At 63.8% G+C, this 13,865-nt stretch carries 13 protein-coding genes; 2 read left to right on the top strand and 11 right to left on the bottom strand.

Annotated elements, in window-relative coordinates; translation table 11 throughout:
• The first annotated feature begins 14 nt into the window (after positions 1 to 14).
• Entirely contained in the window at positions 15 to 890 is an 876-nt protein-coding gene (panB, locus tag IGS60_RS00895; RefSeq protein ID WP_230501826.1) for a 3-methyl-2-oxobutanoate hydroxymethyltransferase, read from the top strand.
• A gap of 6 nt (positions 891 to 896) precedes the next feature.
• On the opposite strand, the gene IGS60_RS00890 is transcribed toward panB, so the two are convergent.
• From IGS60_RS00890 to IGS60_RS00850, 9 genes are all read right to left on the bottom strand, one after another.
• Positions 897 to 1,229, bottom strand: coding sequence for a helix-turn-helix transcriptional regulator (locus IGS60_RS00890; RefSeq protein WP_034746036.1), 333 nt, complete (start codon positions 1,227 to 1,229; stop codon positions 897 to 899).
• Position 1,230: 1 nt separating this feature from the next.
• Positions 1,231 to 2,523: a type II toxin-antitoxin system HipA family toxin gene (locus tag IGS60_RS00885; RefSeq protein ID WP_230501824.1), complete on the bottom strand. Its 1,293-nt coding sequence runs from the start codon at positions 2,521 to 2,523 to the stop codon at positions 1,231 to 1,233.
• 175 nt (positions 2,524 to 2,698) lie between these two features.
• Positions 2,699 to 4,186 carry an aldehyde dehydrogenase gene (locus IGS60_RS00880; RefSeq protein WP_230501822.1) on the bottom strand — a complete coding sequence of 496 codons (1,488 nt, stop codon included), beginning with the start codon at positions 4,184 to 4,186 and terminating at the stop codon, positions 2,699 to 2,701.
• Between the two features lie 30 nt (positions 4,187 to 4,216).
• Positions 4,217 to 5,068, bottom strand: coding sequence for an ABC transporter permease (locus tag IGS60_RS00875; protein ID WP_070220415.1), 852 nt, complete (start codon positions 5,066 to 5,068; stop codon positions 4,217 to 4,219).
• Positions 5,065 to 5,994, bottom strand: coding sequence for an ABC transporter permease subunit (locus IGS60_RS00870; protein ID WP_230501819.1), 930 nt, complete (start codon positions 5,992 to 5,994; stop codon positions 5,065 to 5,067). The genes IGS60_RS00875 and IGS60_RS00870 overlap by 4 nt, the downstream gene beginning before the upstream one ends.
• A gap of 7 nt (positions 5,995 to 6,001) precedes the next feature.
• Entirely contained in the window at positions 6,002 to 7,150 is a 1,149-nt protein-coding gene (locus IGS60_RS00865) for an ABC transporter ATP-binding protein (protein ID WP_230501817.1), read from the bottom strand.
• Between the two features lie 199 nt (positions 7,151 to 7,349).
• A complete protein-coding gene (locus tag IGS60_RS00860) occupies positions 7,350 to 8,810 on the bottom strand; it encodes an aspartate aminotransferase family protein (RefSeq protein ID WP_268993855.1) in 1,461 nt (486 codons plus the stop codon).
• Between the two features lie 11 nt (positions 8,811 to 8,821).
• Entirely contained in the window at positions 8,822 to 10,192 is a 1,371-nt protein-coding gene (locus IGS60_RS00855; protein WP_035822563.1) for a glutamine synthetase family protein, read from the bottom strand.
• Positions 10,193 to 10,246: 54 nt separating this feature from the next.
• The gene (locus tag IGS60_RS00850) at positions 10,247 to 11,011 is read right to left on the bottom strand and encodes a gamma-glutamyl-gamma-aminobutyrate hydrolase family protein (RefSeq protein WP_230501815.1); all 765 of its coding nucleotides are present in this window, start codon (positions 11,009 to 11,011) and stop codon (positions 10,247 to 10,249) included.
• A gap of 282 nt (positions 11,012 to 11,293) precedes the next feature.
• On the opposite strand from IGS60_RS00850, the gene IGS60_RS00845 reads away from it, so the two are divergent.
• Entirely contained in the window at positions 11,294 to 12,439 is a 1,146-nt protein-coding gene (locus IGS60_RS00845) for an MFS transporter (RefSeq protein ID WP_070311695.1), read from the top strand.
• Between the two features lie 4 nt (positions 12,440 to 12,443).
• On the opposite strand, the gene IGS60_RS00840 is transcribed toward IGS60_RS00845, so the two are convergent.
• Together IGS60_RS00840 and IGS60_RS00835 are read right to left on the bottom strand one after the other, a co-directional pair.
• Entirely contained in the window at positions 12,444 to 13,256 is an 813-nt protein-coding gene (locus IGS60_RS00840; protein WP_230501813.1) for a hypothetical protein, read from the bottom strand.
• On the bottom strand, positions 13,253 to 13,819 hold the full coding sequence (locus IGS60_RS00835; RefSeq protein ID WP_230501811.1) for a sigma-70 family RNA polymerase sigma factor: 567 nt from the start codon (positions 13,817 to 13,819) through the stop codon (positions 13,253 to 13,255). The genes IGS60_RS00840 and IGS60_RS00835 overlap by 4 nt, the downstream gene beginning before the upstream one ends.
• Positions 13,820 to 13,865: the final 46 nt, after the last annotated feature.

Below are 13,865 nucleotides of genomic sequence, written 5' to 3'. Positions count from 1 at the left end.
TCTAGAGAATACCTATGTCCGCTTATTTGCAAGGAACAGATCTGGCCGCAAAAGACAAGGCCGCCACACCGGCGCCGGCGCCATCCAAGCCTGTCGCCAACAAGGCCGTGACCATCCACACCCTGGCCACGCTGCGCGCCGCCGGCGAAAAGATCACCATGCTGACCTGCTATGACGCCAGCTTCGCGTCGCTGATGGACCGCTGCGGCGTGGAGATCCTGCTGATCGGCGATTCGCTCGGCATGGTCTGCAACGGCCTGAACTCCACCCTGCCCGTCACCGTGGCCGAACTGGCCTACCACACGGCGTCCGTGGCGCGCGGCAGCAAGTCGGCCATGATCCTGTCCGACCTGCCGTTCGGCGCGTACGGCACGCCTGAAACGGCTTACGCCAACGCCGTCATCCTGATGCAGGCGGGCGCGCACATGATCAAGATCGAAGGCGGTGCCTGGCTGGCCGAGACCGTCCGTTTCCTCACCGAGCGCGGCATCCCCATCTGCGCCCACATCGGCCTGACGCCGCAATTCGTGCACCAGCTGGGCGGCTATAAGGTGCAGGGCAAGAGCACGGAAAGCGCCGCCGAGCTGAAAAACGATGCGCTGGTGCTGCAAAACGCGGGCGCCGCCATCGTGCTGATGGAAGCCATGCCGTCGCAGCTGGGCAAGGAAGTGACCGACATGCTGACGATTCCCACGATCGGCATCGGCGCCGGCCCCGACTGCTCGGGCCAGGTCCTCGTCATGCACGACATGCTGGGTGTCTTCCCAGGCCGCAAGGCGCGCTTCGTGCGCAACTTCATGGAAGGCGCGGCCAGCATCGACGACGCCGTCACCGGCTACGTCAAAGCCGTCAAGGATGGCAGCTTCCCGGCGCTGGAACACTGCTTCTGATCTAGTCTATTGAGGCGATATCGCCCCGGTACTCGCCGGGGCGATTTTTTTTTCGCGTAGCGTTTCTGTCCGTACAAAGGCCACCTCCAGGCCAAAGAATTGCCCGATACGGTTCAGCGTCTGGATGGTCGGGTTGCCCTTGCCGCTCTCGATCTCCTTGATAACCTTCGTGCTCACGCCCCGATGCGTCGCAAACTCTGCCTGCGTCATGCGCGAGATGGCGCGCATTTCCTTGACGGCATGCTGTAGCGTGACGGCTCCTGCTTCAATGGCTTCGTAAAGCACTGCCCTGCGCTGCCGCAACTCTTCCTTGTCAACGGTCTTCTTTGTACGCGCCATGTCAGTGCTCTCCCAATGCCTTGAGCTGTTCGATCTGCCCGGCGATATGTGGCCGGAGGAAAGCAATGATGTCATCATCCACGCCAGCCTCCTGCATATGCTGTTCCAGCGCAACCAGGTGCCGGGAAAATCCGTATAGCGCGAGGCGGATCTGCTGGCGCTCCACGTCCGGCATGCCGATCGTAGCCAGTATCGTCGTCCAGTCATGCAGCTCGTTTTTGGTATCCGGGTGATACCAGCGGGCCGCGCGTGGTATGCCATCCGGGTCCAGGTACATCGGTGCAAAATCGAACAGCGGCGTGAGGCGCACCTCGGCACCAATTTGCTGCACCGCCGTATTGCGTGCGTGATTATCGGTATTGCGCATGGCCAGGTTCAAGATATCGCGTTTGAGAAATTCGATGGTTTCCGCAGTCTTGTCGCTGACGACGGCGCGCAGCGCCTGCAATAGGTCGAACTGGCTGGGCGTGGCTTCAAAGCCGACGATACCTGCCAGCGAAGCGGCGCTTTCCTGATGCAGTCGCAGCACTTTTCCATCGAGGATGCGGCGGTCAAAGCGGGGAATGAACAAGGTATCGTCCTGGTAGCGCAACTGGCCTTCGGTGCGCAAGCCCACCGCGCGCGCCACAGTCATGTATGCGGCCTCATTCCGCAATACCTTGGCGTCGCTGGCGGTCTTTCCGCGCGGACGCTTGACGATGAAATGGGCAGCCGCGTCCTGGTCCGCCAAGGCGCCATCGGCATGCCAGAGACCGGCATGGTCAGTGGTCAGCAGATATTTCGGCGCAGCTCCTTGCACCCCCAGACTGCCGGCGGCCAGCATGCCATGCATCAGCATGCGCTCATTGAAGGCATCGCCGCGACCTATGATCTCGTCCAGTGAAAAGCCGCTCAGCGGCTTGCCCTGGTCATGGCGATGCATATGTTGTGCGTAGTACTGCACGGCCTCGGCGATGCGCACGCGCCCGACGGGATTGAACGCGCCGGCGCACATCAGCGGAAAATCGGCAGCCGGACCATCGGCCAGTTGCAGCTGCCCAAGCAGATATGTCCGTCCGCTTCCCTGGGGAATCAGGTCAAAGATAAAGGCTGGCCATTGCGCCAGCTTCTGCATCTCTGCCGTGACGGGAAAACGCAGCGAGACAGGCCCACTCTCAAGCTTGAAGAAGGCATAATCGAGGTCATACTCGAACAGGGCAGCGGTACGTGGATTGCCGCCTGCAGGCTCAAGCAAAGTCAGCGATGCGCAATCGTGCCACGCATCATCATGAAAAATTTGAAAATGGCATTGCATGGCCGCTCCAATTGGATCTTATAGTAGCTAATTGTGTTCAGTTTATCCTTAAATTAGCACTTATACGATCCAAATTTTAGCAAGTGCAGCGCCATGAAAAATTTAATAGTACCTAAAAGGACTATTTTAAGCCGAAAACACTCTTAATTAGCCCTTTTAAGTACCCTTATAGAAACTATCCCACCTGTATCCACGTCGTCTTCAGCTCCGTGTACTTGTCCAGCGCATGGAGCGACTTGTCGCGCCCGTTGCCCGACTGCTTGTAGCCGCCGAACGGCACGGTGATGTCGTCGCCGTCGTACTGGTTGACGTGCACGGTGCCCGCGCGCAGGGCGCGCGACGTGTGGATGGCCTTGCTGATGTCCGAGGTCCACACGGCCGCCTGCAGGCCGTAGGGCGTGGCGTTGGCCTGTTGGATGGCTTCGGCGATATCCGTAAAGCCCAGCACGGACAACACGGGCCCGAAGATCTCTTCGCGCGCGATCGTCATGCCGGCGTCCACGCCGAAGATGGTCGGCTGCACGTAGTAGCCGCCCGTATCAAGGCGCACGGCCTCGCCGCCGCCCAGCAATTGCGCGCCTTCGTTCTTGCCGGACGCGATATAGCCCATCACTGTTTGCATTTGCGTGGCGTCGACGATGGCGCCCATGACGGTGGCTTCATCGAGCGGATCGCCCGGCTGGAAGCGGGGCAGCATGGCCAGCGCCTTGGCGAGGAATTCTTCCTTGATCGATTCTTCCACGAACAGGCGCGAAGGCGCATTGCAGCTTTCGCCCTGGTTGAAGAAGATGGAGCCGACGGCGGCCGCCACGGCCTTGTCCAGGTCCGGACAATCGGCGCACACGATGTTGGCGGACTTGCCGCCCAGTTCCGTCCACGCCCGTTTCAGATTCGACTGGCCCGCCATCTGCACGATCAGTTTCCCCGTGCGCGTGGAACCCGTAAAGCCGATGCAATCGACATCCATGTGCAGCGCCAGCGCGGCGCCGGCCTCGTTGCCGTAGCCGGGCAGCACGTTGAACACGCCCGCCGGCACGCCCGCTTCCAGCGCGATGTCGGCCAGGCGCAGGGCCGTCAGCGGCGATTTTTCAGACGGTTTCAATATCACGCTGTTGCCGGCCGCGAGGGCGGGCGCGATCTTCCAGGCGGCCATGATCATCGGGTAATTCCACGGCACGATGGCGGCGACGACGCCCACCGGTTCGCGCGTGATCAGGGCCAGGCTGTTGGCGGGCGTCGGGGCGATTTCATCGTAGACCTTGTCGATCGCCTCGCCATACCAGCGCAGGCAGTTGGCCGTGGCGCCCACATCCACGCTCTGGCTGTACTTGATCGGTTTGCCCATGTCCAGGGTTTCCAGCAGGGCCAGCTCAGGACCGTATTTCTGTATCAGGTCGGCGAACTTGATCAATATCCGCTTGCGCTGCGCCGGCGATTTACCGGCCCAGCGGCGGTCGTCAAAGGCGGCGCGCGCGGCCTGCACGGCCGCCTCCACGTCGGCGCCGTCGCAGCGGGCCACCTGCCCCAGCAAGCGCCCGTCGATGGGCGACAGATTGTCGAAAGTCTGGCCGGACCTGGCCCAGGCGCGCTCGCCGTTGATGACAGCGCGGCCATCGATCTTGATCTCTGCGGCCCGTGCATGCCAACTGGTGTTTTCCGTCATGGTCGTCTCCTGTGTCAGTTTACAAGCAGCTTACTCCTGGTCCGCCGAATACGCCGCAGACATCTGCTTGCGGCGTCTGCGGTCGGCGCGCGCCAGCATCACGGCATACACGATCACGGCAATCGTCACGACGAGGATGGTCAGCGCGGCGATGGCATTGACGCGCGGGTCGAGCCCCAGGCGCGCGCGCGAGAAGATCACCAGCGGCATCGTCGTCGAACCGGGGCCGGACAGGAAAGCGGAGAGCACCACGTCGTCCAGCGACAAGGTGAACGTCAGCAGCCAGCTTGATGCCAGTGCCTGCGTGATGTTCGGCAGGGTCACGAGGAAGAATACCTGGTGCGCGCGGCAACCGAGGTCCATGGCCGCTTCCGCCAGCGACTTGCTCATTTCCTGCAGGCGCGATTGCACCACCACGGCCGCATACGCCATGCCCAGCAGGGTGTGGCCGAGCCAGATGGTCAGCACGCCCCGCTCGGGGAAACCGAAGACCTTTTGCATGGACACCAGCATCAGCAGCAGGGACAGGCCGATGATCACTTCCGGCATCACCAAGGGCGCGCTGACCATGGCGGAAAACACCGTGCGGCCGCGGAAGCGCTGGTAACTACTCAAGGCAAAGGCGGCAAAGGTGCCGAGGATGACGGACGACGTGGCCGACATGAAGGCGATCTTCAGGGATAAACCGAAGCCCGAGATGATCTCCGCATCGCTCATCAACTCGCTGTACCAGCGCAGCGAGAAGCCGCTCCACACCATGTCCTGGCGCGAGCTGTTGAACGAGAAGACGATCAGCACGATGATGGGCAGGTAGAGGAACAGGTAGCCCAGCGAGAGCCAGCCGCGCCCGAACCAGCGCTGCAGGAAGGTACGTCCGTTCATGTGCGCTCCTCCGCGTCCTGGTCGGTCTTGTATTTGTTAAAAATGGCCATCGGCACGAGGATCAGCAGGATCACCAGCACCGTCACGGACGAAGCCATGGCCCAGTCGTTATTCGTGAAATACTCATCCCACAGCACGCGGCCGATCATCAGGGTTTCCGGGCCGCCCAGCAGCTCGGGAATCACGTATTCGCCCACGGACGGAATGAACACCAGCATGGCGCCGGCGATGATGCCCGACTTTGACAGGGGCACGGTGATGCGCCAGAACGCCTGCAGGGGCGTGGCGCCCAGGTCGGCCGCCGCTTCCAGATAACGCACGTCCATTTTCACCAGGTTCGCGTACAGGGGCAGGATCATGAACGGCAGATAGGCATACACCATGCCGACGACCAGCGAAAACGAGGTGTTCATCATGTGCAGCGGTTCGCTCACCACGCCCAGCGCGATCAAGAGATCGTTGAGCAAGCCGTGATTGGCCAGGATGCCCTTCCACGCATACACGCGCAGCAGGAACGAGGTCCAGAACGGCAGCATCACCAGCATCATCAGCACGGGGCGGATGGCCGGCCTGGCGCGCGCCATGAAGTAGGCGAACGGGTAGCCGATGAACAGGCAAATGGCCGTGGTGATGGCCGCGTACTTGATGGAACTGAGGTAGGTGAGCAGATACAGTTCATCGGCGGCGATGAACAGATAGTTGGCGATTTTGACCTTCAGCACGACGATGCCGTCAACGTACGACAGCAAGCCGCCGAACGGACTGCCCGCCGTGTCCATGTCGGACAGGCTGATGCGCAGCACGATCAGGAACGGTACCAAAAAGGCGGCCGTCAGGAACAGCGCGGGCACGGCGATGACGGCGTTGCGCCCAGTGACCCAACGCAGGGTGACGAGCTTGCGCAGCGATTGCAAAATGGACGTCATGGTGGCCTCAGCTGGTCAGCACGACGATGTCGGCGCCGTCCCACCACACCCACACGCGCTGCTCGCGCTCGAGGCGCGCGGCGTCGTGGCGGGCCGCGTTGGTGCGCGAGACTTTCACCACCGTGCCGCTGTCGAGGCGCACGTGGTAGCTCGTTTCATTGCCAAAATACGCCATGGCGACAATCACGCCCTGGGCGCAGTTGTAGACGTGTTCCGCTGGCGAAGCCCGTTCTTCCAAGGCGGGCGGTTCGGTCTGGATGCCGATCTTTTCGGGGCGCACGGCCACCGAGACATCCATGCCCAGATTGCCCGTGATGCCATGTGCGACATAGTGGCGGCCGTCGGGCGTGTCGATGACCACGTGATCAGGTTCGTCTTCCGAGATGCGGCCATCGAACAGGTTGACGCTGCCGATGAAGTCGGCGACGAAACGGCAATTCGGCGTCTCGTAGATTTCACCGGGCGCGCCCACCTGCAGGATGCGCCCTTCGCTCATGACGGCGATGCGCGTGGCCATGCTCATGGCCTCGTCCTGGTCGTGCGTGACCATCACGCACGTCACGCCCACCTGCTCGATGATGTTGACCAGTTCCATCTGCGTGCGTTCGCGCAGTTTCTTATCGAGCGCGCCCAGCGGCTCGTCGAGCAGCAGCAACTGCGGACGCTTGGCCAGGCTGCGCGCCAGCGCCACACGCTGCTGCTGGCCGCCCGACAGCTGGTGCGGCTTGCGCTTCGCGTATTGGCCCAGCTGCACCAGCGCCAGCATCTGTTCGACCCGCGCCGCCACTTCCGCTTTCGGCAAGCCGTCGCGGCGCAGGCCGAAAGCGATGTTGTCCCACACGGACAGGTGGGGGAACAGCGCGTACGACTGGAACATCATGTTGATGGGCCGCTGGTGCGGCGGCACGTCGACGATGCTGTTGCCCGCCAGGGCGATGCGCCCCGAGGTCGGCGTCTCGAAACCGGCCAGCATGCGCAGCAGGGTCGACTTGCCGCAACCTGAACTGCCCAGCAGGGCAAAGATCTCGCCCTTGTTGATCGTGACGGAAATGCCATCGACGGCGCGCACGCCATCGAATTCCTTGACCAGCTGATCAATCAGCAAGAAAGGCGCTTGGGCGTCGCTGGCCGACGCGGCAGGTGTTGCTATCGTCATGTGTGGGTAGCTTCTGGGTAAGAGGGTGACAAAATGAAAAACTGGCCACTACAGGAGCGGCCAGGATGGAAGTTTAGCGGAACTGCCGCCTTTGCGGTCCAAAAAATGCATAGATGCTGCTTATTTGGGTGAAAACCCAACGGCAAAGACTGGGGTCAGACCCGGCGGGTCTGACCCCGGTATTTAAGCCAGCTCAGAGCTAAACCCAGCCCTTCGCTTTCACGTCCGCATACGTCTTGTCCAGGCACAGCCGTATCAGCGCCACCATCTCATCGATCTGCGCGCGCGTCATGACCAGGGGCGGGGCGACGATCATGCGCTCGCCCACGGCGCGCATGATGACGCCGTTGTCGAACATGTGGCCGCGGCAGATCATGCCCACGCCCTGGTCCTCGTCGAACAGCTCGTTGTCGTGCACGGTGGCGCCCTTGCGGCGCACCAGGTTCAGGCCCGCGACGAGGCCGCAGCTGTCAGCATAGCCGACCAGCGGATGCTCGCCCAGGCTGGCGAAGCACTGCTTCAGGTACGGTCCCGTATCGTCGGCCACCTTCGCCACCAGCTGCTCTTCCTCGATGATGCGGATGTTTTCCAGCGCGGCCGCACAGGCCACGGGGTGACCCGAATACGTGAAACCGTGCGTGAATTCGCCGCCCTGCTCGATCAATACCTTGGCCACCCTGTCGCCCACCAGCACGCCGCCCAAGGGCACATAGCCCGAGGTGACGCCCTTGGCAAACGTGATCAGGTCGGGCTTGATGCCGAACAGCTCGGAGCCGAACCAGCGCCCCAGTCGTCCGAAGCCGCAGATGACTTCATCGGCGATCAGCAAGATGCCGTACTTGTCGCAGATGCGCTGGACTTCGGGCCAGTAGGTCGATGGCGGGATGATGACGCCGCCCGCGCCCTGTACCGGCTCGCCGATGAAGGCGGCCACCTTGTCGGCGCCGATTTCCAGGATCTTGTCTTCCAGCCAGCCAGCCGCCTTCAGGCCGAAGGCTTCCGGAGACAAGCCGTGGCCCGACTCCAGGTAATTGGGCTGGCCGATATGCGCGATGCCCGGTATCGGCAAGCCACCCTGCGCATGCATGCCGTCCATGCCGCCCAGCGATGCTCCCGCCACCGTGCTGCCGTGATAGGCGTTATGGCGGCTGATGATGGTGTGGCGCTCCTTGTAGCCGAGGATATCCCAGTAGCGGCGCACCATGCGCAAATTCGTGTCGTTGCCTTCCGAGCCGGAACTGGTGAAGAACACATGCTGGAACTGCGGCGGCGATATCTGCGCCAGCTTGGCCGCCAGTTGCGCGGCCGGCACGTTCGTCGTGCCAAAGAAGCTGTTATAGAAGGGCAGCGTCTCCATCTGCCTGTACACGGCTTGCGAAATCGACGTGCGGCCGTAGCCCACGTTGACGCACCACAGGCCCGACATGCCGTCGACGATCTTCTTGCCCTGGCTATCCCACAGGTAGACGCCATCGCCGCGCACCATTACCCTGGCGCCCTTGCTTGCCAGGTCCTGGAAATCGGTGAACGGATGCAGGTAATGGGCCGTATCCATTTTCTGGATGGCGGCCGTGTCGTACACCTGCGGCGCCGCGTTCTTTTGCGCCACGGACGATACAAAAGCGGCGCTCGGCGCCAGCGGATTGTTGGATGTGCTCATGCGTGTTCCTTTTAAACGTGTAATAACAGGTGTTCGCGCTCCCACGGACTGATGACGGTCATGAATTCCTGGTGCTCCAGGTCCTTGATGGCCGCATACACGTCGATGAAGCGCTCGCCCAGCACCGTGCGCAGCTTGTCTTCCGCGCGCAGAAGCTGCAGGGCCTCGGGCAAGCCTTGCGGCAGCTCGAATTTCATGTCGTAGGCGCTGCCCACCATCATCGGCGTCGCTTCCAGCTGCTCCGTCATGCCGAGATAGCCGCAGGCCAGCGTGACGGCCAGGGCCAGGTAGGGATTCGCGTCGGCGCCGATGATGCGGTTTTCCACGCGGCGGTCCTGCACGCCCGACTCGGGCACGCGGAAGCCCACCGTGCGGTTGTCCAGGCCCCACTGGATGTTGATCGGCGCGGCCGTGTGGCGCACGATGCGGCGGTAGGAATTCACGTAGGGCGCGACGATGGCCATGGCCGACGGCATGTAGCGCTGCAGGCCCGCGATGTAATGCTTGAAGATGGGCGCGGCCGAACCGTCCTCGTTGCTGAAGATGTTCAGGCCCGTCTTCGCATCGACGACGCTCTGGTGCACGTGCATGGCGGAACCCGGCTCGCCCGCCATGGGCTTGGCCATGAAGGTGGCGTACATATCGTGTTTTAACGCCGCTTCGCGCAAGGTGCGCTTGAAGAAGAAGACCTTGTCGGCCAGGCCCAGCGGATCGCCGTGCAGGAAGTTGATTTCCATCTGACCCGCGCCGATTTCGTGGATCAGCGTATCGACGTCAAGGTTCATCAGTTCGCAGTAATCGTAGATATCCTCGAACAGCGGATCGAATTCGTTGACGGCGTCGATGCTGTACACCTGGCGGCTCGTCTCGGCCCGGCCGCTGCGCCCGATGGGCGGTTTCAATGGCAAATCGGGGTCCGTGTTTTTCGCCGTCAGGTAGAACTCCAGTTCCGGCGCCACCACGGGTTTCCAGCCCTTGTCCGCATACAGTTTCAGCACGCGCCGCAGCACGGAGCGGGGAGCAAAATCGACCAGCGCGCCATCGGCAAAATAGCAGTCGTGGATGACTTGCGCGGTGGGGTCCGTAGCCCAGGGCACCATGGTGATGGTGGTGGGATCGGCCTTTAAAATCATGTCGCGGTCGGTGCTGGAAATGGCGCGGTCATAGCCGCCATCGTCGACCGGATAATTGCCCGTCACCGTCATGCCCAGTACCGCTTCCGGAATGCGCATGCCGCGTTCCTGGGTGAATTTCCCGCGCGGCAGGATCTTCCCCCGCGCCACGCCCGTCAAGTCGGGTACCAGGCATTCGATCTCCGTGACGCGCTTTTCATTGAGCCACAAATCCATATCCGTATAAGTGAAATTTTCGCGTATTGCCATGTTTCCCTCTCGCTGGTCTTGATCAAACACCGCGTACTGCGGGCGGTGCGCCGGTCATTCTGTCTTTCTGTGCTGCTCCTGGTAGTCGCGGCAAGCCTGGCCGAAGGCGCCGAACAGCCGCATGGACTGCGGATTGTCCTCGACCTGCCATTCCGGGTGCCATTGCACGGCCAGCGCAAAGCCGGCGGCGCTGGCCACCGTGTACGCTTCCACCAGGCCATCGTCGGCCAGCGCTTCCACCAGCAAGCCATCGGCCAGCCGGGCGATGCCCTGGCCATGCAGGGAATTGACCATCATTTCGTTCTCGCCGCCCAGCAACCGTGACAGCACGCCGTCGGGCATCAGCTTGATGCGGTGCGCGGGCGCATACTGGCGCGCCAGCGGATCGAGCACGTTCTCGCGGTGATCCATCATGCCCGGCACCGCCTGCACGGCCTGGTGCAGGCTGCCGCCCAGGGCCACGTTGACTTCCTGGAAGCCGCGGCAGATGGCCAGCAGCGGCAACTGCAACGTCAGTGCGGCGCGGATCAGGGGCAAGGTGGTGGCGTCGCGCGCGGGGTCCTGCGGCAGGTCGGGATGCAGGATCTCTTCGCCATACAGGCGCGCATCGACGTTCGAGGCGGAACCGGTCAGCATGACGCCGTCGGCGATCCGCAGCACCGCTTCCAGGTCGGCTTCAGCGCCCAGGGCCGGCATCAGCAGCGGCATGCAGCCGGCGCCGCGCAGCACGGCGTGCAGGTATTTGTCCTGCGCCATGTGCCAGGCGTGGCTGCCCAGCTGGCGCTGGCAGGCGGGAACGAGAACGATGGGATGGCGCATGGTGCTACCTCGCTGGCGTGACGATCCAATGACAGCGCCATGACAGCGCTGCCGCTCGCTTCACTGTACAGCAGAGCCGGTAGAGTCTGCCACACCGATGGACGTGGCCAGCGGCGGCACACATCGCCTACACTACGGCTTTGCAATATTGCCTTTATTAAAATCATCATATGCCCGTCGGGCGCCAAACACCAGCGCCGCAGGCACAGTTGCCTACTTTCCCATGCATCCATACCGTTTTCCCGCCATTCCGAACACCTTTTCCCCCTTGCGGGGGCAGCCATGAAGACCATGCCGTGGCGCGACTTCTTCGCCCTCGTGGTCAGCATCGGCGTGGTCGGCCTGGGCCTGGGCGCGACCATGCCGTTGACGGCGCTGACCCTGCACCAGCGCGGCGTGGGCACGGACATCATCGGCATGATCACGGCCGTCAGCGCCCTCGGCATCCTGGCCGCCTCGCCGTTCGTCTCGGGCTGGGTGGGGCGTTTCGGCGCGCGCGCCACCATGCTGGGCGCCGTCTGGGTGGCCTCGCTGGCGACGATCGCCATGCAGTTCAGCGACCACCTGCTGGCGTGGAGCGTGCTGCGCTTCCTGTTCGGCGGCGCCATGGGCGTGCTGTTTACCATCGGCGAAGCGTGGGTCAACCGCCTGGCGCCCGACAATTCGCGCGGCCGCGTAGTGGCCATGTACACCACCAGTTTTACCTTCTTCCAGCTGATCGGCCCCGCCCTCGTGGCCCTCTTCAACGACAAGATTGCGTGGAGCTTCGCCGCCTGCGGCCTGCTGTTTCTGCTGGCCGTGCCGGGCCTGATGCTGATCTCGAACAGCGGCCCGGAAAAGGAACCGCAAGAACACGGCGTGAAGTGGACCCTGATCCTGCCGCGCATGCCGATGATCGTGCTCGGTGCCGCCTTCTTCGCCCTGTTCGACACGCTGGCATTGAGTCTCCTGCCCCTGTATGCGATGGAGCACGGCATCGGCACGGACCTGGCCCTGCTGTCGGCCACCGTGGTGCTGGTGGGCGATACGGGCCTGCAATTCGCGCTGGGCTGGATGGCCGACCGTTTCGGCCGCGCCAGGGTGCACGCGGGCTGCGGCGTGGCCGTCTGCCTGCTGCTGCCGCTGCTGCCGTTTGCCGTCGGCACGCCATGGCTGTGGTGGACCTTGCTGCTGTTGCTGGGCGCGGCGGCGGGCGGCATCTACATGCTGGCGCTGGTGGCCTGCGGCGAGCGTTTCACGGGGCTGTCGCTGACCAGCGCCAGCGCCATCGTCAACGCCACCTGGGGCATCACCAGCGGCGGCGGTCCCCTGCTGACGGGCGTCCTGATGCAATCGGCCGGCGTAAACGCCCTGCCGGCCGTGATGTGGGTGTGCGCCGCCATTTTCGTGGGCAGCGCCGTGTGGGAACGCAGGAAAGGGATCGTGTAACGCGCTATTTCTTTTCCAGCCGCTGCCGCAGCTCCTCGGCCACCGGATAGTCGGGATACGCCTGCCGGAACGCCGTCCACTCCTCGTGCGCCAGGGCACCCTCGCCCGCCTTGAGCAGGGCGTCGATCTTCACCAGCCACACGCCAGCGTCGAGCTTTGCGGGCGGCGGCAGCGGCGCGGAGCGGGCCGCCACGGGAGCGGGCATGGCCAGCGCGCGCTGCACCGGCGCCTGACGCTGCAGGCCGGCCTCGGCCTGCATGGCGGCTTGCTGCTCGATTGCCGCGGCAGGCGCCGGTGGTGGCGGCGGCGCAGGAGGCGCCAAGGGTACGGTCGCCGCCAGCGGGGGTGCTGACGGCACGGCTGCTACCGGCTCGGCCTGCACCGGCGGCCTCGGTGCCGCCTTGGCCATGGCGCGCGGTGCCGGCGGCGGCGGCGGCGGCGCGGACTCCGTCGCAGGTGCAGCGGCCGGTGCGGCTTCCTGCATCACCTCCTGCGTGACCGGTTCCCCGACCACGGGAAACTGCGCCGGCTTCGAGCCGAACCAGTCCACGCCGATCAGGTTTACCGTCAGCAGCACGGCAGCGGCCAGCCCCAGTGGAACGCGCCAGCGCTGCAGGTAGTCCGGTGATTTCTTGGCCGGCAGAGTGTGCAGCACGCCATCGGCGCTGTCATTGGCCGCTGCCGGCTGGTGCAAGGCTGTTTCCGCGTCGGCCAGGATGGCCGCATCGAGCGCGCTGGAAGGCGCCGGCTGCGGCAGGCTGGCCAGCAGCGCGGTCAATTCCTCGTCATTCGGTTCGTCGTGATTGTGCGTATTCATGCCTGTCCTCCCGCGCCAGCGGCGCTGTCCAAGCCCGCGCGCAATTTCTGCATGGCGTAGCGCAGCCGGCTCTTGACGGTTTCCGCTTCCGCCCCCGTCACCGCGGCGATCTCGAGGATGCTCATGCCGCTGAACTGCTGCAGCACCAGCGCTTCCTTCTGTTCCGCCGGCAGCGCGGCGATGGCCGCATGCAGCCGCGCGTGCTGCTGTTTCTGCTCCAGCGACTGCGGCGGCGAGGCGCCCTCGTCCGCCAGTTCGCCCGCGTCGCAGTGGTCCTGTCCTTCCCGCTGGCGCAGGAGGTCGATCAGGCGGTTGCGCGCGATCTGGTACAGATAGGTGCGAAACGCCGCCTGCGGCTGGTAGCCGGCGCGCGCCGCATGCAGGCTGGCCCACGCATCCTGCACGATCTCGTCCACCCACGCGCGGCGCGGCGAACGCCAGGCCACGAAGCGGTACAGGCCCTGGCTGTGGCGCCGGTACAGCTCGCGAAACGACGGCAGGTCGCCGGCGCTGTAGCGCAGCATCAGGTCTTCATCCGTCGCGGTCAATAAAGTGTCGGGCATGCGGACCAGTGTAGCCGAACTACGCGGCGGCGACAATTTCCCCGCG

It is taken from the genome of Janthinobacterium sp. FW305-128 (assembly GCF_020858135.1).
Classification (GTDB): domain Bacteria; phylum Pseudomonadota; class Gammaproteobacteria; order Burkholderiales; family Burkholderiaceae_D; genus Janthinobacterium.
This window is presented reverse-complemented; position numbering and strand designations above follow the sequence as displayed.

Bases quoted from the DNA above. Each gene is read 5' to 3' on its own strand.
- panB (WP_230501826.1), top strand. From the start codon at position 15: ATGTCCGCTTATTTGCAAGGAACAGATCTGGCCGCAAAAGACAAGGCC.
- IGS60_RS00890 (WP_034746036.1), bottom strand. From the start codon at position 1,229: ATGGCGCGTACAAAGAAGACCGTTGACAAGGAAGAGTTGCGGCAGCGC.
- IGS60_RS00885 (WP_230501824.1), bottom strand. From the start codon at position 2,523: ATGCAATGCCATTTTCAAATTTTTCATGATGATGCGTGGCACGATTGC.
- IGS60_RS00880 (WP_230501822.1), bottom strand. From the start codon at position 4,186: ATGACGGAAAACACCAGTTGGCATGCACGGGCCGCAGAGATCAAGATC.
- IGS60_RS00875 (WP_070220415.1), bottom strand. From the start codon at position 5,068: ATGAACGGACGTACCTTCCTGCAGCGCTGGTTCGGGCGCGGCTGGCTC.
- IGS60_RS00870 (WP_230501819.1), bottom strand. From the start codon at position 5,994: ATGACGTCCATTTTGCAATCGCTGCGCAAGCTCGTCACCCTGCGTTGG.
- IGS60_RS00865 (WP_230501817.1), bottom strand. From the start codon at position 7,150: ATGACGATAGCAACACCTGCCGCGTCGGCCAGCGACGCCCAAGCGCCT.
- IGS60_RS00860 (WP_268993855.1), bottom strand. From the start codon at position 8,810: ATGAGCACATCCAACAATCCGCTGGCGCCGAGCGCCGCTTTTGTATCG.
- IGS60_RS00855 (WP_035822563.1), bottom strand. From the start codon at position 10,192: ATGGCAATACGCGAAAATTTCACTTATACGGATATGGATTTGTGGCTC.
- IGS60_RS00850 (WP_230501815.1), bottom strand. From the start codon at position 11,011: ATGCGCCATCCCATCGTTCTCGTTCCCGCCTGCCAGCGCCAGCTGGGC.
- IGS60_RS00845 (WP_070311695.1), top strand. From the start codon at position 11,294: ATGAAGACCATGCCGTGGCGCGACTTCTTCGCCCTCGTGGTCAGCATC.
- IGS60_RS00840 (WP_230501813.1), bottom strand. From the start codon at position 13,256: ATGAATACGCACAATCACGACGAACCGAATGACGAGGAATTGACCGCG.
- IGS60_RS00835 (WP_230501811.1), bottom strand. From the start codon at position 13,819: ATGCCCGACACTTTATTGACCGCGACGGATGAAGACCTGATGCTGCGC.